The 23,869-nt window shown below is 72.9% G+C and carries 20 protein-coding genes; 10 read left to right on the forward strand and 10 right to left on the reverse strand.

The features are described from left to right. Positions 1 to 37: 37 nt before the first annotated feature. Genes BMW88_RS05685 through BMW88_RS05705 form a run of 5 tightly spaced genes read left to right on the forward strand, consistent with a single transcriptional unit; the run spans position 38 to position 9,370 of the window. Positions 38 to 1,510, forward strand: a complete 1,473-nt coding sequence (locus tag BMW88_RS05685; RefSeq protein WP_089949553.1) for a DUF2397 domain-containing protein — start codon at positions 38 to 40, stop codon at positions 1,508 to 1,510. Continuing rightward, on the forward strand, positions 1,507 to 2,697 hold the full coding sequence (locus BMW88_RS05690; RefSeq protein WP_089949554.1) for a TIGR02678 family protein: 1,191 nt from the start codon (positions 1,507 to 1,509) through the stop codon (positions 2,695 to 2,697). Before BMW88_RS05685 ends, BMW88_RS05690 begins: the two co-directional genes overlap by 4 nt. Then, on the forward strand, positions 2,694 to 6,722 hold the full coding sequence (locus tag BMW88_RS05695; RefSeq protein ID WP_089949555.1) for a TIGR02680 family protein: 4,029 nt from the start codon (positions 2,694 to 2,696) through the stop codon (positions 6,720 to 6,722). Before BMW88_RS05690 ends, BMW88_RS05695 begins: the two co-directional genes overlap by 4 nt. Next, positions 6,719 to 7,738, forward strand: coding sequence for a DUF2399 domain-containing protein (locus BMW88_RS05700; protein WP_089949556.1), 1,020 nt, complete (start codon positions 6,719 to 6,721; stop codon positions 7,736 to 7,738). Before BMW88_RS05695 ends, BMW88_RS05700 begins: the two co-directional genes overlap by 4 nt. Before the next feature lie 15 nt (positions 7,739 to 7,753). Then, entirely contained in the window at positions 7,754 to 9,370 is a 1,617-nt protein-coding gene (locus BMW88_RS05705; RefSeq protein WP_089949557.1) for a hypothetical protein, read from the forward strand. Here BMW88_RS05705 and BMW88_RS05710 read toward each other — a convergent pair. The 7 genes from BMW88_RS05710 to BMW88_RS05740 all read right to left on the reverse strand — a co-directional run bounded on the left by BMW88_RS05710 (position 9,361) and on the right by BMW88_RS05740 (position 16,696). Continuing rightward, complete coding sequence (locus BMW88_RS05710; protein WP_089949558.1) at positions 9,361 to 10,506, reverse strand: WXG100-like domain-containing protein; 1,146 nt, start codon at positions 10,504 to 10,506, stop codon at positions 9,361 to 9,363. The two genes, BMW88_RS05705 and BMW88_RS05710, sit on opposite strands and share 10 nt — an antisense overlap. A gap of 3 nt (positions 10,507 to 10,509) precedes the next feature. Next, the gene (locus tag BMW88_RS05715; RefSeq protein WP_177220966.1) at positions 10,510 to 10,818 is read right to left on the reverse strand and encodes a WXG100 family type VII secretion target; all 309 of its coding nucleotides are present in this window, start codon (positions 10,816 to 10,818) and stop codon (positions 10,510 to 10,512) included. Further along, complete coding sequence (locus BMW88_RS05720) at positions 10,815 to 11,303, reverse strand: YbaB/EbfC family nucleoid-associated protein (protein ID WP_089949560.1); 489 nt, start codon at positions 11,301 to 11,303, stop codon at positions 10,815 to 10,817. Before BMW88_RS05720 ends, BMW88_RS05715 begins: the two co-directional genes overlap by 4 nt. Positions 11,304 to 11,397: 94 nt before the next feature. Next, positions 11,398 to 12,354 carry an NAD(+) diphosphatase gene (gene nudC, locus BMW88_RS05725; RefSeq protein WP_089949561.1) on the reverse strand — a complete coding sequence of 319 codons (957 nt, stop codon included), beginning with the start codon at positions 12,352 to 12,354 and terminating at the stop codon, positions 11,398 to 11,400. After that, complete coding sequence (locus tag BMW88_RS05730) at positions 12,351 to 13,742, reverse strand: M16 family metallopeptidase (protein WP_089949562.1); 1,392 nt, start codon at positions 13,740 to 13,742, stop codon at positions 12,351 to 12,353. The genes nudC and BMW88_RS05730 overlap by 4 nt, the downstream gene beginning before the upstream one ends. Then, positions 13,739 to 15,022, reverse strand: a complete 1,284-nt coding sequence (locus BMW88_RS05735) for a M16 family metallopeptidase (protein ID WP_089949563.1) — start codon at positions 15,020 to 15,022, stop codon at positions 13,739 to 13,741. Before BMW88_RS05735 ends, BMW88_RS05730 begins: the two co-directional genes overlap by 4 nt. 9 nt (positions 15,023 to 15,031) lie before the next feature. Beyond that, positions 15,032 to 16,696 carry a DUF2207 domain-containing protein gene (locus tag BMW88_RS05740; protein WP_425434615.1) on the reverse strand — a complete coding sequence of 555 codons (1,665 nt, stop codon included), beginning with the start codon at positions 16,694 to 16,696 and terminating at the stop codon, positions 15,032 to 15,034. 270 nt (positions 16,697 to 16,966) lie between these two features. On the opposite strand from BMW88_RS05740, the gene BMW88_RS05745 reads away from it, so the two are divergent. The 3 genes from BMW88_RS05745 to BMW88_RS05755 all read left to right on the forward strand — a co-directional run bounded on the left by BMW88_RS05745 (position 16,967) and on the right by BMW88_RS05755 (position 20,270). After that, a complete protein-coding gene (locus BMW88_RS05745) occupies positions 16,967 to 18,013 on the forward strand; it encodes a neutral zinc metallopeptidase (protein ID WP_245777587.1) in 1,047 nt (348 codons plus the stop codon). A 127-nt stretch (positions 18,014 to 18,140) separates the two neighbouring features. Then, complete coding sequence (locus BMW88_RS05750; protein ID WP_281249365.1) at positions 18,141 to 19,364, forward strand: neutral zinc metallopeptidase; 1,224 nt, start codon at positions 18,141 to 18,143, stop codon at positions 19,362 to 19,364. A gap of 12 nt (positions 19,365 to 19,376) precedes the next feature. After that, positions 19,377 to 20,270 (forward strand): neutral zinc metallopeptidase, encoded by an 894-nt coding sequence (locus BMW88_RS05755; RefSeq protein ID WP_089949566.1) that lies wholly within the window; start codon positions 19,377 to 19,379, stop codon positions 20,268 to 20,270. A 9-nt stretch (positions 20,271 to 20,279) separates the two neighbouring features. Here the strand turns inward: BMW88_RS05755 and BMW88_RS05760 are convergent, their stop codons facing one another. The 3 genes from BMW88_RS05760 to BMW88_RS05770 are packed head-to-tail and all read right to left on the reverse strand — an operon-like array spanning position 20,280 to position 22,705. After that, positions 20,280 to 20,747 carry a hypothetical protein gene (locus tag BMW88_RS05760; RefSeq protein ID WP_143115981.1) on the reverse strand — a complete coding sequence of 156 codons (468 nt, stop codon included), beginning with the start codon at positions 20,745 to 20,747 and terminating at the stop codon, positions 20,280 to 20,282. 24 nt (positions 20,748 to 20,771) lie between these two features. Then, positions 20,772 to 22,040 (reverse strand): sensor histidine kinase, encoded by a 1,269-nt coding sequence (locus BMW88_RS05765; protein WP_089949568.1) that lies wholly within the window; start codon positions 22,038 to 22,040, stop codon positions 20,772 to 20,774. After that, the gene (locus tag BMW88_RS05770) at positions 22,037 to 22,705 is read right to left on the reverse strand and encodes a response regulator transcription factor (RefSeq protein WP_089949569.1); all 669 of its coding nucleotides are present in this window, start codon (positions 22,703 to 22,705) and stop codon (positions 22,037 to 22,039) included. Before BMW88_RS05770 ends, BMW88_RS05765 begins: the two co-directional genes overlap by 4 nt. A gap of 80 nt (positions 22,706 to 22,785) precedes the next feature. On the opposite strand from BMW88_RS05770, the gene BMW88_RS05775 reads away from it, so the two are divergent. Together BMW88_RS05775 and BMW88_RS05780 are read left to right on the forward strand one after the other, a co-directional pair. Beyond that, a complete protein-coding gene (locus BMW88_RS05775) occupies positions 22,786 to 23,355 on the forward strand; it encodes a single stranded DNA-binding domain-containing protein (RefSeq protein WP_089949570.1) in 570 nt (189 codons plus the stop codon). Positions 23,356 to 23,398: 43 nt separating this feature from the next. Beyond that, positions 23,399 to 23,851, forward strand: a complete 453-nt coding sequence (locus BMW88_RS05780; protein ID WP_143115982.1) for a hypothetical protein — start codon at positions 23,399 to 23,401, stop codon at positions 23,849 to 23,851. The last annotated feature ends 18 nt before the right edge of the window (positions 23,852 to 23,869 follow it).

Consider the following 23,869-nt stretch of genomic DNA (forward strand, 5'->3'; position numbering starts at 1 on the left):
CCGCGTCGCACCGGCGCGCGCATTAGGGTGGCCGGTCGTGGAGCACAAGCGGCTGAAGCTGTACGCCTACCTGGACGCGCGCGATCACCAGCGCACGTACCTGGCGATCATGCGGCTGTTCACCTCCACGCTGCTCGCCGACCTCAGCGCCGGCGAGGTCGCGGGCGCGCTGGCGGGCCAGGAGCGCGAGGGCCGGGTCGAGCCGGGCGAGTCGCGCATCGAGAACGTGATCAACCGCCTCAAGCAGCTCGTCGAGTGGGGCAACCTGGTCCAGGGCCGCCGCGAGGTCGTCGCGGCCAGCATCGCCGAGTTCCAGCACGGCAGCGTCCGCTACCAGGTCTCGAAGCTCGCGGTCCGCGTGCAGCGGGACGTCGACGAGCTGCTGCGGGTCCCCGAAGGCGCCCGCGAGGTCTCCCGCGAGCTGCTGCCCGCCATCGAACGCGGCCTCGACGAGCTGGGCGGCTCGCTCTCGGTGGCGCTGGTCGACGAGGGCGACCGGACCAGGGAGCTGCTGGCCGAACGCGTCACCACGCTGTTCCTGCAGCACGCCGAGCTCGCGGCGACCGTCCGCGACTTCTACGCCTACCTGGGCCAGGTCGTCACGCGCAACCACCTGGCGCCGGACGAGATCGCGGGCTTCCGCACCCTGCTGGTCGAGTACATCCAGCGGGTCGTCGAGGACGTCCTGAAGTACACGCCCCGGATCGCGGCGGCGCTGGCCGGTCTCGCCAAGGCCCGCGAGGAGCTCCTCCGGCTGCTCGGCACCGACCTCGGCCACCACGTCGAACGCGCCCGCGGCCGCACGCCGGAGGACTGGCAGGAGCTCACGGACTGGTTCGTCGACCGGCCCGGCCGGCCGAGTCAGGTCACGGCGCTGCGCGAGGCCACCGCCCGCGCGATCGGCAGCCTGCTGGCCAGCGTGAAGCGGGCGACGTCGGGTGGCGGCCTGCTGCCGGGGCGCAGGGCGGAGCTGCTCAAGCTCGCCGGCTGGTTCGACAACGCGAGCCCCGAGCAGGCGCACGAGATCTATGCGGCCGCGTTCGGCCTCCACAGCGCCCGCCACCTCTCCCCCGCGCCCGAGCACGACTCGGACAACGAGCGGACGCCGTGGCGTGACGGCCCGGTCTGCGACGTCACGGTCAGCGTGCGCAGCAGGGGCGACCGGGGAGGGCGCGGCAGGCCGTCGCGGATCCTCGACGACCCGATGACCGAGCAGTCGCTGCTCGCGGAGGCCCGCGAGGCCGACGAGATCCGCGCGAGGCACGTCGCGGAGCTGACCGAGGCCGCGGGCGACCTGGCGAACACCACGCTCACCCACGGCGCGCTGGAGGTCTTCTGCGAGCTGCTCACGCTCGCGATGGCCCAGCGCGACTCCCCGCAGGACAGCGGATCGGCCAGCGATCCGGTGCGCGGTCTCGAGCTGGAGATCGCCCACGGCGCCACGACGCGGATCCGGTCCGCCGCCGGGACCCTCACCCTGCACGACGCGACGGTGGCGTTGCGGCGATGAAGCACCTGGACGCCCTCTCCGAGATCGACGCCGCCAACGTCGTGCGGTGCGCGCGGACGTTGCTGCGCAGGCCGTTGCTGCGCGCCGACGGCCCGGACGGCGAGCTGCTCGGCCTCGTCTACCGGCACCGGGCGACCCTGCAGGACCTGTTCGCGAGCCTGCTGGGCTACCGGCTCGTCGTCGAACGCCGGTTCGCGCGCCTGTACAAGTCCGGTCCCGGTCACGACGACACCCGCGGGGTGCTCGGCCTGTCGCGGCGCGGCTACGTCTACCTGGCGCTCACGCTCGCGGTGCTCACCGGCACCGGCCGCCAGACCCTGCTGTCGCGGCTGGTCGCCGACATCCGCTCCGCCGCGGCGGAGGCGGGCATCGCCGCACCGGACGACGTCACCGAACGGCGGGCGCTCACCGCGGCCCTGCGCCACCTCGTCTCCCTCGGCGTGCTGCAGGAGACCGAGGGGTCGGTCGCGCAGGACGTGGTCCCGCAGGAAGCGCTGATCACGATCGACACCGACCTGCTGGGCCAGCTCGTCACGGGCCCGGTCGGCGAGGCGCGGGACCCCGCTCACCTCGTCGAGCTCGCGGCCAGGCCCGGTCCGCGCGGCGTCGAGCACGCGGTGCGGCGCAAGCTCGTCGAGACGCCGCTCGTGCTCTACGCGGACCTGCCCGACGACCAGGCGGAGTGGCTGCGCCGCAACCAGCGCAAGGAGACCGCGCTGCTGGAGCAGGCCTTCGGCCTGCACACCGAGTGCAGGGTCGAGGGCGTGCTCGCCGCCGACCCCGAGGACTTCCTGACCGACCTGTCGTTCCCCGGCGTCTCCACGGTCGCGCGCATCGCCCTGCTCGCCCTGCCGGACCTGCTCGCCGACGAGGCGGAGGACCCGCCGGCCCGGTACGTCGTCACGGCCGGCCGCCTCCGCGAGGTCTGCGCCGCGCTGGTCGAGGACTACCCGGCCGCGTGGTCGAAGCAGTTCACCGACGACCTCGACCGGCTGGTGGCCGAGGTGACGGAGCTGTTGCGCCGCATGGGCCTGGCCGTGCCGTGCGACGAGGGCTGGTCCATCAGCGCGGCCGCGCACCGCTGGCTGCCGTCCCCCGACGGCGACCCCGAACGAGAACAACCGGAACCCGTCGTGGCGCCCGAGGTGCCGAGCTGGTCCCTGTTTGACGAGGAGTACGTCTCATGAGCAGGTGGCGGCTGCACCGCGGCGGCGTGGTCAACATCTGGCAGTACGCCGAGCAGACGTTCGACTTCTCCGGTGGCCGCGCGATCTTCCAGGGCACCAACGGTTCCGGCAAGTCCCGCACGCTGGAGCTGCTGCTGCCGCTGTGCCTGGACGGCGACCTGCGCCAGCTCGGCTCGAAGGGCTTCGACACGGTCAGCATCCGGCGCCTCATGCTGGACGACTACAACGGCGGCCCGAACCGCATCGGCTACGCGTGGGTCGAGCTGATCCGCGAGGCGGCCGACCACTCGGGCAACGAGTACCTGACGTGCGGCATCGGCGTGAAGGCGTCGAAGACCTCGCAGGCGATCACGGACTCGTGGCGCTTCGTCACGCCGATGCGCGTCGGCGCGGAACTGCAGCTGGCGGGCCCGGAACGCGTTCCGCACGGCCCGGCGCAGCTGCGCGACCTCATCGGCGCGGACTGCGTGTTCGAGGAGCCGGCGTTCCGCGCGAAGATCGCCGAGACCGTCTACGGCGTGCCCGCCGCGCGGTACGGCGACCTGCTGCACCTCCAGCGGACGCTGCGCAACCCGGACGTCGGCCTGAAGGTGCTGGAGGGCCAGCTCGAGCAGATCCTGTCCGACGCGTTGCCGCCGCTGGACCAGGCGATGGTCGAGCAGCTCGCGACGTCGTTCGACGACCTGGAGTCGATCCGGGAGAACATCGTGCGACTGTCCTCCGCGGACAGTGCGCTGACGACGTTCCTCAAGACCTACCGCGACTACGCGTTCGGCGGCCTGCGCGGCGCCTCCGAACGGCTGGAGTCGGCCGAGAAGGCGGTCGCGAAGCTGCGGCGCGAGCAGTCGAAGCTCGCGCGGGAGCTGGACGTCACGCGCGTGGAGCGCGCGGCGGCCGAGCAGGCACTGGCCGACATGGAGACCGGCGAGCAGCAGGCGGAGGAGACCATCGCGGCGCTCAAGGAGCTGCCCGCGTTCCGCGACCTGCAGGACCTCAAGACGCGCGAGGACCTGGTGGCGCAGATGCGGTCCGCCGCCGTCGCCGCGCTGGAGACGGCGCAGCGCCAGCGCACCCAGGAGGACGCCGCCGTCGACACCGTGCTGCGCCTGCTGCGCCGGCTCGCCGAGGACCTCCAGGCCGCGGAGGCGCTCGGCGAGCCGTTGCGCGAGCACCTGCGGCTGGCGGGCATGGACGCGGGCCTCGCGCCGGACGTGCCGCGGGTCCCGCCGGCCGAGGCGTCGTCGACCACGGACTCCGTGCGCGCCAAGCCCGATCCCGAGGCCGCGCCGCTGCCGATCGAACGGCGCGTGCCGCCGGCCGCGGCGAGCGAGGACGTGCTGGCCGCGCTGGAGTCCGTCGTCGAGAAGACCTCGGCCATCGCCTCCCTCGCCCGGCAGCGGGGTGCGCTCGCGCTGGCGCTGCACGAGCAGGCGCTGGCGCTCGACTCCCGGCAGCGCGAGGTGGAGTCGTTGCGGCAGAAGGCCCGGGACGCCCAGCTCGGCGCGACCGAGTCGACCGCGCTGCGCAACCAGGAGCTGCAGGAGCTGGCCGAGGCCGGGCAGGCCTGGCTGGAGCGGGTCGAGGTGTGGACCTCCAGCGGCCCGCTGCTCGACGAACGCCCCGCGGAGGCCCTGGCACTGCCGACGAGCGTGGACCCGGCCACCGCGAGGGCGTTGAGCACCGCCGCCCGCGAGTGGGCCGGGCCCCTCGTGCAGGCGGCCCGCGACGCCGCCCACGCGTGCACGCGGCAGCGCGCCGACCTGCGCGCCCGGCTCGACGCCCTGGACGAGGAGCTCATCGGCCTGCGTTCGGGCGACGAGCGGGTGCCCGTGCCCGGCCAGTACACGTCGGCGGGGCGCGACCCGGCGACCGGCGCCCCCTTCTACCGGTTGGTGGACTTCGCGCCGTCGCTCACCGACGGCGAACGGGCCGGGCTGGAGGCGGCGCTGCAGGCGAGCGGCCTGCTGGACGCCTGGGTGACGCCGGGCGACGCCGACCTCGACGACGTGCTGGCGGTCCCGCGTCCGGCGGTCGAGGGGCGTTCGCTGGCCGACTACCTGGTGCCGGCGGTCGAGGGCTCGCCGGTTCCCGCGACGTTCGTCGCCGACCTGCTGCGCGCGGTGTCGCTGGACGACATGACCACCACCGGCGACTGGCGCACGGGCGTGCTGACCGGCCGCTGGACCAAGCCGGAGGCCGAGTTCATCGGCGCGGGCGCGCGGGAGGCCGCCCGCGGCCGCCGGATCGCCGCCCTGGAGGAGGAGCTCGCCGAGCTGCGCGCGCGGCTCGGCACCGCCGAGGACGAGCTGGCCCGCGCCCACGAGCACGTCGCCACGTGGGAGGCGCACCTCACGGCGTTCCCCGGCGACGGCGAGCTGATCGCGAAGCACAGCCGCGTCCAGGCCGCCGAGGAGTCCGCGGCACGGGCGCAGCAGCGCACGTTCGAGCTGCGGGAAGCGCTGGAGAACGCCCAGTCGCGCCTGGAGGCCGCCCGCTCCGAGCTGACCAGGCAGGCCGGTGACGCCGGGCTGCCGTCCGACACCGAGGGGCTGAGCCGGGCACGGGCGGCGGCCGCGGAGGCCCAGCGGACCGCCGACCTGCTCGGTGACGCCGTGCGCAGGCGGTGCCGGAGCACGATCTCCGACCTCACCGACGCCTCGCACCGCTACCACGAGGCCGTCGCCGACCGGCAGGCGGCGGAGGCCGACGCCGACAGCCGGTGCGTCGACCACGCGGCCCAGGCCGGCACGCTCGCGGAGCTGACCGACTCGGTCGGCGGCGAGGCCAGGGAGATCAGCGAGCAGCTCACGCGGCTGGAGAGCTCGCGCAGGAAGGTGCGCGAGGACCTCAAGGGCGTGCGCGAGAGCATCACGACCGCGCGCGAGCAGGCGGCGAAGCTGGAAGCGTTGCTGGAGACCAACTCCACGCAGGTCGAGGAGGCCGCGGCCGCGCTGGACCGGGCCGCCGCGAACTTCCGGGCCACCGTGCGCGCACCGGGGCTGCTGGCGGCGGCCTTCCCCGAACCGCCGGAGGAAACCCTGGTGCGCCAAGCCATCGCGGAGGCGGGCGACCGCCGCGGCGGCACCGAGGCCACCGTGATCGCGAAGCTGCAGGCGTTGCAGACCTCGCTCGCCGGCAGCCACGACATCGCCGCCGAGCAGCACGCCGGCCTGCTGACCGTGACGGTGACCGGTGAGGAGGGCGCGAAGCCCGTCGCCGTCGCCGCCCGCCAGGTCACGGCGAAACTGGCCGAGCAGCGCGGGTTCCTCGACGAGCGGTACCAGGGGATCTTCGCCGACTACCTGATCCGCGACCTCGCCGAGTGGCTGCGCGGCCAGATCACCGTCGCCGAGGACCTCACCAAGCGCATGAACGAGGTCCTCTCGCAGGCCCGGTCCAGCCAGGGCGTGCACGTCAAGCTCTCGTGGAAGTCGTCGGGCGCTCTCGACGACCAGACGCGGCAAGCGCTTGCGCTGGTGCGGCTGCCGTTCGGCGAACGCACCGCGGAGCAGGACGCGACGCTGCGCCGCGTCTTCACCGAGCGGATCGAGAACGAACGCGACGCGCACTCCGGCGGCTACGCGGAGATCCTGTCGCGGGCCCTCGACTACCGCACGTGGCACCAGTTCACGGTGACCGTCGCCGACACCGGCCCCGACGGCAACCCGCGCGAGCGCCGCCTGCGCCAGCTCTCGTCCGGCGAGACCCGCCTGATCTCGTACGTGACGCTGTTCGCGGCCGCCGCGAGCTTCTACGACGCCGTGAGCGACGAGTTCGACCCGCTCCGGCTCGTGCTGCTCGACGAGGCCTTCGAACGCCTCGACGACCCGACGATCGCGCGCATGCTGGGCCTGCTGGTCGACCTCGACATGGACTGGGTGATCACCTGGCCGAGCGGCTGGGGCGTGTCCGACAAGATCCCGCGCATGCACATCTACGACGTGCTGCGCCCGAAGAACGGCCGTGGCGTCGCGTGCACGCAGACGACGTGGGACGGCGCGGCGCTCGACAGGATCGACCCGTGAACCCCGACGTGCCCGAGCTCGCGGAGTTCTGGCGCCTCGCCCGCGAGACGGTGGAGGGCGGCGGCCGATCGGCGTTCAGCTTCCGCGTCGAGGACGCGCGCACCGCGGCCGCCCTCGGCGACCTGCTGCGCAAGCCCATCGCCCACCCCGCGCGCCGCCAGATCTCGCTGGCGAAGCTGGACGAGCACCTCCGCGCCCACGGCAGCACCCTGCCGGAGGTCCTGGAATCGGTGCACGGCAAGCCGGTGGGCATGTCCACCACGCAGGAGGCCTCGACCGCGGACGCCGTGCTGAGGTACGCCCTGCGCGAGCACGGCCTCCTGCACGCACCGTGGGCGGCCGAGTGGATCGAGCACGTCCGCAGGTACGGCAAGATCCCCCAGCCCGCCCTGCCGATGATCGCGAACCAGGCCGCGGCCGTCCTGGCGCGGTTGCGGCCGGAACCGCGCCGGTGGACGACCCGGTTCGCCCTGGCGGGCAACGACCTCGACGACGGCCGCCCGCTCGCCCGCGTCGTCGGGAAGGCGCTGGCCCTCGCCGGCACCGACTGGGAGCGCTCGGGCGTCCTCCCCGACGCCTACAGCGACCCGGTCCTCACCTCGGAGGGGTACCTGACCCTCAACGACGCGCTGGCAGCGCGGGAGGTCACCGTCGTGCGCAGCCCGCGGCTGCTCGAGTCCGGCGTGCCCGGTCCGCTGGTGGTGCTCGCGAACGGCCTGACGCTCCAGGCGAAGCACCACCTCGACGGCAAGGCAGTGCGGTGCCACAACGACTTCAGCCCCAACGGCATCCGCGTCACCAACGAGGTTCTCGCCTGGACCGGTGGCACGGCGTGGCGGATGTCGGCGAGCGACTACCGCGAGGCCGTCGCCACCCTGATCGCGCGCGGCGTCGAGCTGCCGACGCTGAACAGCCGCCCGGAGCCCGCGAGCTGGGACCCGGACCTGGCCGAGACGATGGCCACGACGGGCCTGGTGGTGACCGAGGAGCACCTGCTGCCCTCACTGCTCGATTAGTGCGAGCATGCGTTCGTGAAACCGCATCACTGGCCGTTCGTCGCGCTGGGCGCCTCGGCCGCCGCCGCGATCACCGTCGTGGTCGTCGCGCGCACCGGGTCGCCCGCTCTCAACATGGCGATCATGGTCGGGATCCCGCTGGTCGTGACCTACCTGGCGCACCTGGCGTCGAAGCGCGCGCCGGGCAGGGTGCTGTTCGAGTTCCGCGTCGACCCGAGGCCGAGCTGGTACAACGACGCGGTCGAGGTGACCGGCAGGGGCCTGGAGATCACGGTGATGTCCGGCGGCGGGCGGATGGCCTCCCGCGGACCGACGAAGGTGTCCTACGGCTTCACCGACCTCCTCGGCATCAGCACGCGGCAGGCGGTGCCCGGCGAGGCGCCGTGGATCACGCTGAGCGATGGCCGCGGGCTGCCCGTGCCGGCGGGCGACGTCGTGGTGCTGCGGACGACATCGGGCGAGCAGGTGCTGCCGGTCGAGGACCCGCAGGAGTTCGTGTCCCTGGTCCGGTCACGGGTTTCGGGCCTGCCGGAGGTGCACTCCACTCCGACCGTCCACACCGGCAGCCACCTCGACGAGGTCGGCGACGCTCCACCGCCCACCGGGGATCGGACCACCGCGGTCGAGGGGCCCGCGGTGTCGCTCACCGGTCCACCGCTGGCGGTGCGCTGGCTGGTCGGCGCGACGCTCGCGCTGGCGGGAACCGTTGCGCTGCCCGCGGTCGCCCTGCTCACCACGCCCGGTGTGCCGTGGATCGTGCTCACGGCGCCGGGTATCGCGGGCGTGGTGTGGGTGCTGAACCGCAACGTGCCGCGGATCTGGGGCAGGGTGGCGCTTCTCGCGGTGCCCGTCGCCGTGTTCTGGTTGATCGGCAAGGGCGGGTACCCCTGGATTCCCGTTCTGCTGGTGCTCTGCCCGGTGCTGGGGTACCTCGGCGGGCGGATGTTCCGGCTGGGCGCCCACCTCGGCCGCGCCGTCGAGGTGCGCGTACCACTGCGCAACGGGGCATCGCTGTACGTGCAGCGGGATCGCTTGGTGCACATGTTGAACAAGTCGCACGACGGTGGCGTCCACCCGCAGGCGATGTGGCTGGGTGACCTCACGCTGGTGCAACCGGGCACCTCACCGGACCTGCACGGGTGGCCGGTGCCCGGTGGCGTCGAGATGACCGTCGGCAGGAGTCCGATGTTGCGTCTGGTGGCGAGGCCCCAGCAGTGGATCCTGCCGGTGACGCAGGCCGGCGAACTCGCCGAGCTGATCCGGTCACGTCAGGGGACTCCGGCTCGCCCCTCACGGATGTCGGTGGAGGAGTGGCGCGAGCTGCACCAGTGGGCCGTGCGGCGGACGACCGGGTCGGACCGCGGCAACTACCAGACCGTCGGCATCGGGTGGCGGTTGTTCGCCGCGTCCGTCACGGGCACCTTCGCCTGGATGTTCATCAGCCTCGGCCTCGTCGCGTGGGGCGGAATCCTCATCGCGGTGCCGCTGACCGCGTGGCTGCTGGCCGACTGGTGGCGGGTGCGCGGGCGGATGCGGGTCGCCGAGCACAACGTGCTGCCGCCGGGCAGCCCGGACTGGGGCGAGACCCGTCCGGACCACGCCCCGGTCCCCGGCTGGCAGCCTTACCGCTGAGGCGGTGGGTCTGGCAGGTCGAGCCGGCCCACCATCCGGGGCGGGTTCGCCGAGGACTTGACCTGGTAGTCGCTGTCCGTCGGGTCGTTGACGTTGTTCGGTCCGCCATCGCCGGGGATCCTGCTCGCCCGGTCGGATCCCCACCCGCCCTGGTAGGGATTGCCGTCCACGTTGGCGCGCGTGGTCGCCCCGTCCGGCGTCGTGAAGGTGTGCCCCTGCGTGTTCGCCCCGGCGGTGTACTGGCCGTCCGGTGACGTCCCGGTGCCCCAGGTCTGGGAGAGGCCCTCGTGCCGGTTCCCCATCCCGCCGACCGCGCCGCCGACGCTGCCGGAAACGCCTCCGGACAGGATCGCCGAGCCGAAGTCCTTCGCCTCGACCTTGCCGTGCGCGAGGTTGTTCAGCACGTTGCCGCCCGCACCCGCGATGGCGCCTTCCACCGCACCCCGTCCGGCGGCCTGGACGAAGTTGCCGGTCGTGTTGCCGAGCGCCGAGCTGCCGATGCCGACCGCACCACCCGCGATCCCGGACGCGATGCCCGCGATGCCCGCGTCGACCGTCTTGCCGAAGTCCCACGACTTCCGGTCGCCGAAGACGAGCTGGCCGGTCTGGATCGCCACGTCGACGCCGACGTTGATCGCCAGGTTGATGATGATCTGCTTGATCAGCTGCTGGAAGATCACCTGAACGGTGATGCGGGTGGCTGCCTGCGCGATCGGGATACCCGCGGTCGACGCGCCGAACGTGGCCACCGCCGAGGCGATCATCGCGGCGATCTGGGCCGCCAGGATGATCAGGGCGGCGATGATGCTGAGCTTCGTGTACTCGATGCCCAGCGCGGCGCTGTCGCAGCCCGCCGCGAGGTCGGTGCAGATCTGCTGCAGGTTGACCAGGTAGGCGTCGCCCTCGGTGTACTTCTTCCAGTACTCCTCGAACTTCTCCGCGGTCTGCCCGCTCATGCAGCCCAGCGCGGCGGCCGACGCGCCGTTGCCGTCGCTGAGCACCTCACCGACGGACTTCGCGGCGGCCTCCCACGCGTCCCGCATGGCGCGCAGCCTGGTCTCGTCACCCTCCGGCCAGGACGCGCCCACCACGATGGGCGTGAGCCACTGGACGGCGCCCGGGATCTCGATGCCCATGACTCACTTGCCTCCGAACGACTTGGCGCCGGCCTGGTCAGCGGCTTCCCAGGTGTCTGCGGAGGCGTCCAGGCCTTCGCGGATCGAGTGGATGCCCTCGGCGAGCGCGGGAAAGGCCTGACGCGCCTTGTCAGCGAGCGGCACGTACGTCTTCGCGAACTCCTGGCCCGCCTCGTCGCCACCCCAGCAGCCGTTGTTGGCGTCGAGCACGGCGCGCAGCGCCTCGAAGGCGGTCTGCAGCTTGTCGCCCGCCGCCGAGAACTTCGGCGAGGCCGCGCGCAGCGCTGTCGGGTCTACCTCGAAGCTCGTCACCACTGGCTCCCTCGACGGTCCATGAAGGACTCCGGCGGCTCGTCGTCGTCACGCCGCTGCGGCTGGGGCTGCGCCTGCGGCTGCACGACGGGCGGTGGCGTCGGGATGAGGTCCTTGAGCGACGGCATGCCGGGGAAGAGGTCCGGCAGGTCGGGGATGCCCTGCTGGTAGGGCGCGAGCACGGCGTCGGCCTGCTCCCTCGCGTTGAGGGCGGCCCGCTGGATGGTCGCCACGACGCTCTGGCCCAGCTTCTCCGGTGTGCTGCGGTCGAACGCCGCCGGCGCGAAGGTGACCCCGGTGACGATGCCGCCGGCGTTGACCGTGACCTCGACCAGGCCGTCGGGAGAGCTCGCGCGGCCGACCTTGGACATCGCCTCGGCCTGCGCCTGTTTCAGCTGGGCGGTCTGCTGTTCGAGGTTCGCCAGCATCGAGTCGACCTGGCCGCGCAGCGCCGCGTTGCGCGCCTCGAGTTCCGGGTTGTTCATGGGGGCCCCTCACGATCGGTGTGATGTGCCTGACCAGACCACACCGGAGGAGGCTAATCGGCGCAACCGCGCCGCGCCGCCGGATCGGCTCAACTCACCGGGTCGAACCAGCCCCCGACCAGCTCTGCAGCATCCGGAACGCGATCGACGCGCCACCGGCGAGCCCGAGGCCCGGCACGCTGCCCGGTTCCTCGATCGCCTTCCGCACGTCGACCCGCGAGACCCACCTGGCCTCGGCGATCTCGCCCTCGGCCGGCACCAGCGGCTCGGCGGGGTCGGCCACGGCCTCGAACCCGATCATCAACGACCGCGGGAACGGCCAGGGCTGCGAGCCGAGGTAGCGGATGTCCCGGACGGTCACCCCGACCTCCTCGGCGATCTCGCGCGCCACGCAGGCCTCCAGCGACTCGCCGGCCTCGACGAACCCAGCCAGCACGGAGAACCGCCCTTCCGGCCACTCCGGGCCGCGGGCGACCAGCACCCGGTCGGCGCCGTCGTGCACCAGGCAGATCACCGCGGCATCGGTGCGCGGGTACTCCTCGCGGCCGCAGCCGGAGCAGGTGGAGGCCCAGCCGGACTTCTCCAGCACGGTCCTGGCACCGCACTTCGCGCAGTACTTGCCCAGCCGGTGCCACTGGAACAGGGCGGCGGCGGTGGTGAACAGCCCGGCGGACCGGTCGTCCAGGGTGGCCCCGGCCTGCCGCAGGTCCAGCCACTGGGGCTCGGCGGTGAGCTCCGGCGCCCCCCAGGCCCGGCCCGCGAGCGGCTCGTCCTCGGCCTCCGCCGGCATCTGGACGGCGAAGTGCGCCACGCCGTCCTGCTCACCGAGCAGGACGGCGTTGACGGGCGGCAGGTCGCCGAACTCCGTGGCTGGCCGGTCGACCACGCGCGTGCCGTGATCGGCGACCAGCGTGCGCCCGCGCGTGTCGACGACGATCATCCGGGCCTTGGGCCAGAGCGCGGCGAGCTTCTCCTCGTCGCCGCGCAACGGCTCGGAACGATCCGTCGCGGACCGCGACAACGCGGGCAGCGCGACCAGCTCGAACGTCACTGGAACGCCACACCGCCCAGCGCGGAGAGCTTCGGCTCGAGCTGCTCGGCGTCACCGACGAGCACGCCGGTGAAGTTGCCCGGCGCGAAGAACTCCAGGGCGGCCGCGGCGACCTGCTCGACCGTGACGGCCTGCAGCCGCTGCGGGTGCGCCACCAGCCAGTCGATGCCGAGGCCCAGGCCAACGAGGTTCACGAGGAACGACGCGAGGCCGGACTGCGAGGACGTGCTGGTGAGCAGCGTGCCGATCGCGTAGCTGCGCGCCACGTCCACTTCGGACTGCGTCGGCGGGACCAGGCCCAGGCGCGCCAGCTCGTAGCGGGTCTCCAGCAGCGCCGCCGCCGTCACGTCCGACGCGGTGTCCGCGTCGATCAGCAGCGTCGCGCCGTGGATGGTGAACTCCGGGTGCGAACGGGCGCTGTAGGTGTAGCCCTTGTCCTCGCGGATGTTCTCGACCAGCCGCGAGGAGAAGAACCCGCCGTAGACCAGGTTCGCGAGCTGCAGGGCCGGGTAGCGCTCGTCGGTGCGCGGGATGGCCTGGGCCGCGAGGCGGATCTGCGACTGCACGGCACCGGCGCGGTGCACGAGCTTCACGTCGCCACCGGACACCTCGGGCAGCGGCGGTAGCTGGACGGCCTCGCCGTCGCCCTGCCAGGAGGCCAGCGCCTGCCCGATCCGGGCCACGGCCTCGGCCGGCTCGACGTCACCGACGACGACCAGGACCGAGCCGCGCGGCAGCAACGCCTTGGCGTGCAACGCCGCCACGTCGTCGCGGGTGACGACGGCGACCTCGTCGGCCTCCGGCATCTCCTTGGCGTACGGGTGGTCGCCGTACAGCAGCGTCTGCAGGGCCTCGCGCGCGATGACGTTCGGCTGCGACCGGGCGAGTGCGATGCGCTCGACGAGGCGGGCCCGCTCGCGCTCGACCTCGTCCGCCGGGTAGGACGCCGACGTCAGCACGTCGCGCAGCACGTCCAGCACGGTGTCCAGGCCCGTGGCCAGGGCGTTGCCGGTGAAGCTCAGCCGCTCCGGGTCGACCACGGCGTCGAGCTCGCCGCCGACCAGTGCCAGCTCGGTGTCGATCTGCACGCGCGAGCGCGAGGCGGTGCCCGTCAGCACGGTGTTCGCGAGGATCTCGGCCACCGCGGAGTGCTGGGAGCCGGCGCTGGAGCCGGCCGGGTCGGCGAACGGGACCCGCAGCCGCAGCTCGACCATCGGCACGGTGTCGCGCCGGACCGCGATGACGCGCAGGCCGTTCGGCAGCACCTCGTCCACAGTGGACAGCTCGCGGGCGGCCTTCTGCGCGCCCAGCTCCGGCAACGGACGCGGACCCGCCGGGGTGCGGCCGATCTCCTCGGCGGTCCGGTGGGTCTTTGCCGAGGCGGTCACTTGGTTCCTCCGGTGGGCTTGACGAGAAGAAGGGCGCGGGAGTCGGGGCGCAGCGCCTTGGCCGCGGCGGACACCTCGTCCACGGTCACCGCGGCGATCCGCTCCGGCAGTTCGTGGATCAGCTCGGCGCGGCCGAACAGCAGCTCCGCCGAGCCGAGGCCCAGCGTGCGGTTCGTGAGCCGGTCGTGCTCCTTGTGCATGGTCGACACCCAGCGGGCCGTGACCTTCGCGAGCTCCTCGGCCGACGGCGGTTCCTGCGCGAGCTTCTGCAGCTCCTCGTCGATCGCCGCGACGACCCGGGAGGCGTCGACCTCCGGCGTGTGGATCGCGGTGATGCTGAACGTGTCGGGGTCGCGCGCCTCGAGCGGGCCGAACAGGCCGCAGCCGGCGTTGAGGTCGATCACGATGCCCTCGCGGTGCACCAGGCGCTGCTGCAGGCGCGAGCTGTCGCCGTCGGTCAGCACGCCGGCGAGCACCAGGTAGGCGAGGTAGCCGTCGATGTCGGTGACCGGGTCCGGCACGCGGTAGCCGATCGCGATCGCGGGCAGCGGGGCCAGCGCGTCGGCGTGCTCGTGGCGCACCTCACCCTGCGGGGCGGGCTCGGCGAACGAGGGCCGCTCGGGCTTCGGCCGCGCGGGCACGTCGCCGAAGTGCTTCTCCACCAACGCCTTCGTGGTCTCGACGTCGAGGTCGCCCGCGACCGTCAGGACCGCGTTGGACGGCGAGTAGTAGGTGTCGAAGAACTCCGCGCAGTCGTCGACCGTGGCGCTCTCCAGGTCGACGAAGTCGCCGTAGCCGTTGTGCGCGTTGGCGAAGGTCTTGAACAGCACCGGCGGCAGGAGGATCCAGGGGAACCCGCCGTACGGGCGGTTCAGCACGTTGAGCCGGATCTCCTCCTTCACCACGTCGATCTGGTTGCGGAGGTTCTCCTCGGTGAGCTTCGGCGCCCGCATGCGGTCGGCCTCGAGGAACAGCGCCCGCTCCAGCGCCGCCGAGGGCAGCACCTGGTAGTAGTCGGTGTAGTCCGGGTGCGTGGACCCGTTGAACGTGCCGCCCGACGACTGCACGTGCCGGAAGTGGGCCAGCTTCTCCAGGCTCTCGCTGCCCTGGAACATCAGGTGCTCGAAGAGGTGCGCGAACCCGGTGCGCCCCTCCGGCTCGGAGCGGAAGCCGACGTCGTAGTGCACGCTGACGCCGACGACCGGTGCGCTGGCGTCGGGGGCGAGCACCACCCGCAGGCCGTTGGGCAGCGTGAACCTGTGCAGTTCGGGTGAGGCCATGCGGCAAGCCTACGGGTTCGGCGCCCGGAGCGATCGCAGGTGGCCCGCCTGGGCGAGGACGCCGTCGAGCGCCCCGAGGAACGCCGGGAAGCTGCGCCGGAAGTCCGAGCCGGTTCCCGAGTTGCCGTACCAGTAGAGGTCCTGCTGCCCGAACGCGGCGAGCCAGCGCTCGGTCTCACCGAGCACCACCGCGTACGGCAGCGAGCGGGAGAACACCAGCTCGCGGTCGTCCTCCGGCACGTCGTCCGGCGTCACCCCGCGCAGGTACCCGCGCAGCCCGCGGACGTGCACCAGCAGCTCGCTGCCGCGCTTGGTGCGCGCGGGCATCGACCGCGCGCCGAACGCGAGCGCGACGCCGCCGACCGCGACGGCGAGCCCGAACAGCGCGTTGCCGATCGTCAGCGCCAGCACGACGGTGGCCACGACGCCCAGCACCGCGACCACGACGCCGACCCACCAGAACAGGCTCCGCTCGGCGTCGGGGCGGCGCACGAACCAGCGCTTCTCCACGACGTCGGTGTAGAGCTCGTCGCGGACCGCGGCGAGGTCGATCCGCTTGCCGCGCAGCTCGGACACGGTCACCGCGTCGACGCCCTGCGGCAGCAGGGTCTCGTAGACGGCCCGCTCGTAGCCGGACAGCGAGCTGTCGGCCGGGTTGCGGCGCACGACCTGCCAGTCGTGGCCGAAGCCGTCCTCCTGGCGGACCTCGGCGATCCACAGGTAGTTGCGCACCGCCAGGTCGATCACGGTGGCGGTGACGTCGACGACGTCCACGTGCTCGTCGACGACCGTGCCGACCTGGCCGGGCAGCACGCCGTCGGGTGAGGCGAACGCGACCCGGCCGTCCTGGTCGCGGACCAGCACGGAGATCGCGCCGACCTCGCTCGCGAGCGCCGCCGCGTCCCGGCCGCGCAGGTACCACAGCAGTGCGACGCCGCCGAGCAGCAGCACCAGCAGGCCGCCGAGCGCGGCGCCGCTCACCGGCGTCAGCGCGAACGCGGCCGCCAGCCCGGACTGCTCGACCACGACGGCGTTGGGCGGCACGACACCGGCCGACAGTCCGATCGCGACGTCGACGCGCTCCCCCGCGGCGAGCTTGATCTCCTGCGCGCGCACGCCCTTGCCGTCCGCGAGGTCCGCGCTGGTGCACGGCTGCGACGAGCCGACGGGGCCCGCGAGGCAGTTGACCGACGTCGGGGAGTCGGGCGCGGAGAACGAGACGGCGACCTTGTCGAGCTCGGTGTCCCAGCCGCCCGCGACCTGCCAGCGGACCTCCAGGGCGTCACCGACCGGGGCGACCGCGCCGACGACGGTGTAGGTGAGCGTCGCCTCGCCGCCCTCCAGCGTGACGGAGAACCGGTCGTCGCCGACGTCCGCGCTGCCCCTGCCCCCGACCTTCGCGTCGGTGACCTGGTACTGGCGCTCCAGGTCGTTGCCCACGGCGAGTCGCAAGGGGACGGTCCGCTTGACGGTCCTGCCCTCCGGCACGTGGACGGTCTCGGTGACGGACAGCCGCGCGTCGCGCTCCAGCTTCATCCGCACCTCGGCGCTGACGGTCCCGGGAAGCGGCTGCGCGAGCGCACCGGCAGCCGTGGCGGACGTCAGCGCGGCGGCGGCGAAGATCGCTGCTCCCCAGTTCTTCAACACGGCTGCGGACAATAGCGGAGTCCTCATATGCTCCGGCGGACTTTCGAACAGACGCCATCTGGGGGATTTTCGGCGATGACGCCACCACCGCCGCCGGGCAATCGGCCACCGCCCCGCCCGGTCGGTCCACCACCCATGCCCGCTCCACCGCCGTACGGGCCGCCGATGCCGCCACGGCCCGTTCAGGGGCCGCCGGTGCAGGGTCCGCCACCGGGCATGCGCCCGCCGATGGGGCCGCCGCCTCCTCCGTACGGGCCGCCACACGGCCGTGCGCCGCTGCCGCCGCCGCGTCCCGTGATGCCGCCGCCTCAGCCGTCGTGGGGCCCGCCGCCTCCCGGCGGCTACGCGCCCTACCCGGTGCTGCCGCCGCGCCGCAGGAGCAGCAGCGGCCCGATCCTCGCGCTGGTGCTCGGTGGCGTGGTGGTCCTCGGTCTCGGCGCGGTGGGCGTGTTCGCCGCGACGCTCAACAACAAGGTGAAGGACACGGGTTACTCGAACTACACGACGTACAGCCCGACCTTCTCCTACACGGGGAACGCGACAACGACGACCACCACCACCACGACGTCGACCGCGTCCACCCGCACCTCGTCGACGCGGACGTCGACCGCGCAGCCGACCCCGGTGGGCCCGAAGGCCGTCTACAAGCTCGCGGACCACCCGATCTTCGCCACCGGCATCGGCGCGAACGACTTCGACGCCTGCCCGCTGCCGAAGATGGAGTACACGCCGGCGGGCGAGCAGCGGTTCCTCACGGCCGCCCTGCCGTGCATCGAGAAGGCGTGGCAGCCGGCGCTGAAGGCGGCCAACCTGCCGTACCAGCCGGTCGAGCTGCAGGTGTTCACGGGCACCACGCAGACGCCGTGCGGCTCGCGTAAAGCCGACTCCACCGCGATGTTCTGCCGCGGCGTCATCTACTGGCCCGGCAACTTCTACGCGAGCGAGCAGAACGGCCTGCGGCACCCCGGCGTGTACCTGGGTCAGCTCGGCCACGAGTACGGCCACCACCTGCAGTGGCTGACCGGCATGATGCGCGCCGCGGACCAGGCCCAGTACGACGTCGGCGGCTTCGACACGCAGAAGGGCCTCGAGCTCAACCGCAGGCTGGAGCTGCAGGCCACCTGCCTCGGCGGCATGACGCTGGCGCCGTTCTCCCACAAGAACGTCGTGCCGATGGACGTCGTGAACACCGGTCTGCGGGATGCGAGCCAACGAGGCGACTACAACCGCACGCCAGACCACGGCAGCGCGCCGAACAACGAGCGTTGGGTGATGCACGGCCACAAGCAGAACAACATCAAGGCCTGCAACACCTGGGCGGCGAGCCCGGCGGACGTCTCGTGAACCGATCTCCGGGGTCATGCGTCTCAGGGATGTGGGTGGGACGCGTTAGCCCGGTCGGGGGACGTGTGATCGCACTCCGCCTATGCTCGTACCCGACCCAGGCTCACCTATAGGGGGACCTCAGGCGATGACGCAACCACCGCCGCCGGGCAACTGGCCGCCGCCACGCCCGGTCGGCCCGCCACCGATGCCCGCACCACTCGGGCAGCGTCCGCCGCAGGGCCCCCCGCCTGTCCCGTACGGAGCACCGCCGCAGGGCCCGCCGCCACCGCACTACGGCCAGTACGGCCCGCCGCCCCCGCCCGGCCCGGTCATGCCGCCCCCGCACCCGACGTGGGGCGCGCCTCCCGGCGGGTACGCGCCGTACCCGGCGATGCCGCCGCGCCGCAGGAACAACGGCCCGATCGTCGCCCTGATCCTCGGCGGCGTGGTGGTCCTCGGCCTGGGCGCGGTGGGCGTGTTCGCCGCGACGCTCAACAACAAGGTGAAGGACACGGGCTACTCGAACTACACGACGCACAGCCCGACCTTCACCCCTCCCACCACGTCGGACGCCAAGCCCTCGACGACCACCCCGTCGCGCACCTCGGCGCCCCGCGCGCCGTCCACCCAGCCGGCCCCGGTGGGCCCGAAGGCCGTCTACGCGCTGGCCGACCACCCGTTCCTGAGGCCGAACTTCGGCGCGAACACGGTCGCGGGCTGCCCGCTGCCGGCGATGGACTACTCCCCGGCAGGCCAGGACCGCTTCCTGCGCGCGGCGCTGCCGTGCATCGAGAGCATGTGGAAGCCGGCCCTGCAGGCGGCGAACCTCCCGTACCAGCCGGTCGACCTGCACATCGTCACCGAGACGCTGCAGTACCCGTGCGGCACCGTCCGCCCGGACTCGACCGCGCGCTACTGCCAGGGCGGCATCTACTGGACGGCGAACGCCTACGCGGCCGAGCGCAACCCGAACAACCCGAACCACCCCGGCAAGTACCTGGGCCAGCTCGCCCACGAGTACGGCCACCACATCCAGTGGCTCACCGGCATGCTCAAGGCCTCGGACCGCGCGCAGTACGACGCGGGAGGGTGGGATACTCCGAAAGGCCTCGACCTCAACCGGCGGATGGAGTTGCAGGCCACCTGCTTCGGGGGCATGACGCTGGCACCGTTGTCCCACGGCGCGGTGCCGATGGACGTCATCCGGGTGGGCCTGTCCGACGCGGGCAACCGGGGTGACTACGACATCTACCCGACCAAAGATCACGGCACACCGCAGAACAACGCCGCATGGGTGGACCGCGGCTACCGGTCCAACAAGGCGTCGGAGTGCAACACCTGGGCCGCCGACCCGGGATCGGTCTCCTAGAAAGGGGCGAGCGTGACCCAACCAGCCAAGAACAACCCGGTGGTGCTCGGGGCAGTGTTCGTGCTGGTGATCGCGTTCGTCCTCGGGATCGGCGAGCTGAGCCGCCCCAGACTCGTGACGGGCCACGCCCTGGCGGCCTCCCGCCCGGCCACGTCCCCGCCGGCGGAGCCCTCGACGCCGGTCCGCCCCAGGGCCGTCCACCGCCTGGCGGACCACCCGTTCCTGGTGACGCCCGCCTCCCTGCCGCCGACGACGTGCGCCCTGCCGCCCTTCGGCGTCTCGGACGCGCAGCTCGCCGCCTACTACGCGGCCGGTGTCGACTGCCTGGACGCGGCCTGGGGGCCTCTGCTGACCGCGGCGAACCTGCCCTTCGAGAAGCCCTCCCTGGACGCCTCCCCGGTCCTGCGGGACGGCCCGTGCGGCACGGCACCGGGGTCGGACCACGCGGTGGCCTACTACTGCGGCCGCAACCACACGATCTACATGCCGACCACCCGCCTGCGCGACAACGGCGGCGGCGACACCCCCGCCACCCACCTGGCCACGCTCACCCACGAGTACGGCCACCACGTCCAGTCCCTGACCGGCCTGCTGCGGGCGGCGGACCTGAAGATCACCGACGCGGGCGAGAAGACGCCGGCGGGCCTGGAGATGTCCCGCCGGATCGAGCTCCAGGCGAACTGCTTCGCGGGCATGTTCCTCACGAGCGCGGCGGGACGCGGTTCTCTCCCGGCGGCGCTGGCGCGGCAGGCGCAGGAGGACTTCCGGTACGCCATCGAGGAGGAGCCGGAGAACAACGCCCACGGCTCCGCCGAGAACCAGGCGCAGTGGGCGGCCACCGGCTTCAAGTCGAACTCGACGGCGGCCTGCAACACCTTCGCCGCGCCCGCACAGCAGGTGGCTTAGAACGCGTCCCTAGCGCGGCCGGACCCGTTCGTCCACGTGCCGCGTCGGCGCGCCCAGGAACAGCTCCGGGTCGGTCACCGGCGCGCAGGCCAGGTTCAGGGTGGTCGAGAGGTGGTTGAAGCCACCGTCCCGGGGCCGCTCCCAGCGGTGGTCGAGCTGCCACCGGACCCACTGCCCCGGCAGCAGCCGGACGGGCGAAGCCCGCTCCCTCCGCCGAGGCGACGCCATCATGGTGTCGTGCAACTGCACGGTCGTCACGCCGTCGTCCTCGCGAAGGCTCAGCCGCATGCGGTCGATCTCCGCCCGCTCGGCCGACCACACGGGCCGGAACCCGTTCTCCTCCCGCAGCACGACCTCGTGCACCGCCGGCCGCAGGTGCGGCAGGACGAACCCCTCCGGCAGGGGGTCCGGCACCCCGGCCCCGCCCTTGGCCCGCTGAGCCCACTCGACCCGCACCCACTGCACGACGACGTCCACCACCCGATGGAAGCAAACGCGCTGTCAGCCGGGCGAGAGGTTCTGCGGTGCCGGGAGCCGGACCCGGAACACCGCTCCCGCCGAAGAGGGCTCACACGTCAGCTCACCACCGTGGGCCCGGACCACCCCGCGGGCGATGGCCAGCCCGAGCCCCGAGCCGCCGGACCGCCGGTCCCTGGCGTCGTCCAGCCGGACCAGCCGGTCGAAGATCCGCTCCCGGTCCCCCTCCGGCACCCCCGGCCCGTCGTCGGACACGGTGAACCCGGTCGCGTCCACCCGGATCCGGACCGCACCGGACGGCCCGGTCGCCTGCCGGGCGTTGTCGACCAGGTTGGCGAGCACCTGGGCCAGCCGCTGCCCGTCCCCCACGACGACCACCGGCACCCCCTCGGCGGTGATGTCGAAGTCGGGGGCGACGTACCGGGTCCTGGCCACCTCGGCCTCGGCCAGCGCCAGCAGGTCGACGGGCTCGCGCTGCATCTCGTGGCCCGCGTCGAGCTGGGCCAGCGCGAGCAGGTCGTCGACCAGGCGCCCGGCCCGCCGGGCCTCCCGCACCAGCAGGAACGACATCTGGTCCCGGTCCGGCGAGTCGACGGGCGCCTGCACCAGCGCCTCGGCGACGGCCTGCACCCCGGTGATGGGCGTGCGCAGCTCGTGCGCGGCGTCCGCCACGAACCGCCGGGTCCGCTGCTCCGACCCCTCCAGCGAGTCCAGCATCCCGTCGAAGGCGGCGGCCGTGCGCCCCATCTCGGTGTCGGTCCTGGACGGGTTCAACCGCCCGCCGCGGTGCCCGGCCGCGATCGCCTGCGCCAGTGACGTCATGGCGTCCAGCGGTGCCAGCGCCCGCCGCACCACCACGACGATCAGCAACCCGGTGACGACGATCGCCCCGACGCCGAGCACCAGCAGCAGCTTCCGCAACCGGTGCTGCGCCTGCGAGATCGCCTCGGTGTCGGCGTACAGCGTGACCTTGTTGCCGGCGACGTTGCCCGTCCTGCGCTTGAACTGCCCCTCGTCCGGCGCGTTGCCGACCAGGTTGCCGTTCGGCAGCTCCACCGTGACGTGGACGTTCCGCTTCGAGAGCTGACGCACGACTTCCCGCGGCGGCACACCGATTTTCAGCGACGTCACCGCGCGCGTCTCGGCGTCGCGCAGCACCCCGTCGACGTCCCGTGAGGACTGTCCGGCGAACGTGCGGTCGACCGCGATCACCAGCGTTACCAGCATGACGAACAAAACCAGCAGCACCGACACGGCGACACGACGGCGCAATGAGACTGTGCGAAGGTTCATTCTTCAGCCCGCAGCACGTACCCAAGGCCGCGCACGGTGTGCACGAGCCGTGGGCCGTGTTCCTCGATCTTGCGGCGCACGGCGCTGACGTGGACCTCGACGAGGTTGGGGTCGTAGTCCTCGTAACCCCACACGGCCGTGAGGATCTGCGTCTTGGACACCACCCGCCCGCGCTGGGCCGCCAGGTACACGAGCAGCCGCAGCTCGGTCGCCGTCAGCTCGATCGGCTGGTCGGCGCGCATGACGACACCGGCGTCCGCGTCCACGACGAGGTCGCCGACCTGCACCGTCGAGGGGGTCCTGCCGAGCCGCCGCAGCACCGCGGACACCCGCGCCACCAGTTCGGCCAGCACGAACGGCTTGCCCACGTAGTCGTCGGCGCCAGCGGACAGGCCGCGCAACCGGTCGGGCACGCCGTCGCGCGCGGTGAGCATCACCACGCCGGCGCCGGACGACCGGCGGATCACGTCGAGCAGCTGGAAGCCGTCGCGGCCGGGCAGCATCACGTCGAGCACGACCAGGTCCGGGCGGAAGCGGCCGAGGTCGGCCTCGAGCTGGCGCCCGTCGAGGCGGTGCTGCACCTCGTACCCGGACTCGCGCAGCGCGGACGACACCGCGGCACCGATCGCCTCGGCGTCCTCGATCACCAACACCCTGGCGGACACCTCCTCATTCTGCTGACCGGCAGGGCTTCGGGCGACTCGCCTTCAGCTCTCCCTCAGCATGCGCGAGCACGCTGAGGCGCATGTCGAAGAAATCAGCGTGGGCCGGCGCCATCGTCGCCGCCGCCGGACTCACCGTCGGCGGCATCGCGGTCGCGTCGGCGGCGGACGACCCCGACGGCCCTCCCGCGGCGTTCGCGGAGCGCCACCCCGGTGGCCCCGGCAAGCCGGGCCGGCCCGACAAGGCGAAGTTCAAGGACAGCACCCTGGTCGTGGGGCGGGTGAAGTCCGTGGAGACCGGCAAGCTCACGATCACCAAGGACGACGGCGGCGAGGTGTCGCTGACCACCGACAGCTCCACGAAGCTGCGCGGCGGCGACCTCGCCGGGCTCAAGGCCGACCAGCGCGTGACCGTGCGGGTCAAGGACGGCAAGGCGCTGAACGTGGCGCTGGCCAAGGCCGCCGAGCGCGGCACGGTCAAGGACGTCGACGGCGACAAGGCGACGTTGGTCCAGGTCGACGGCCTGCAGACCCCGCTCGACCTGTCGGCCGTGGCGGAGAAGCCGAAGACCGGCGACCTCGTCGCGGTGACCGGGACCGTGTCCGACGGCAGGACCATCAAGGTCGAGAAGATTCGCCAGCTCCCCAAGTGATCCTGGGCTCCCCGCGGGCCGCCGCGTCTGCGAACATCGCGGGGTGGCGGTTCCGCGAAGCCCGGACAGATGGGTGTTCATCCTGCTGGTCGTCGGACTGGTCGGGATCGGTGTCGCGGTCGCGCTGCTCGTGCCCCTCAAGGTGCTGGGCGCGGCGGAACCGCCGAAACCCGTGTCCGCGACCGTCGTCGAGACCGGTTCGTGCGGTCAGGGCACCGACACCGTCGAGTGGGACGCGGACGGCGGGAAGAAGCAGGCCAAACTGGACGGTTGCGGTCACCGCGAGGGCGAGACCGTCGAGATCGTGACGACCGGCGGCGACATGGTCTCCTCCGCGGCCTCCGTGCCGGCGGGGCCGCCGGTCGCGCACCGCCTCACCGCGCTGCTGCTGTGCCTGGCGGCGCTGGCGGGCGGCTTCTACGCGTTCCTCTTCCGCTACGCGCCGCTGCGCGCGCCGGCCGTGCTGCCGCTGCCCGCTCCCCGCCGGGCGGAGTGACCAGCTCAGGGCCTGGCC

Origin of the sequence: Lentzea xinjiangensis, assembly GCF_900110955.1 — a bacterium.
GTDB classification, from domain to species: Bacteria; Actinomycetota; Actinomycetes; order Mycobacteriales; family Pseudonocardiaceae; genus Lentzea; species Lentzea xinjiangensis.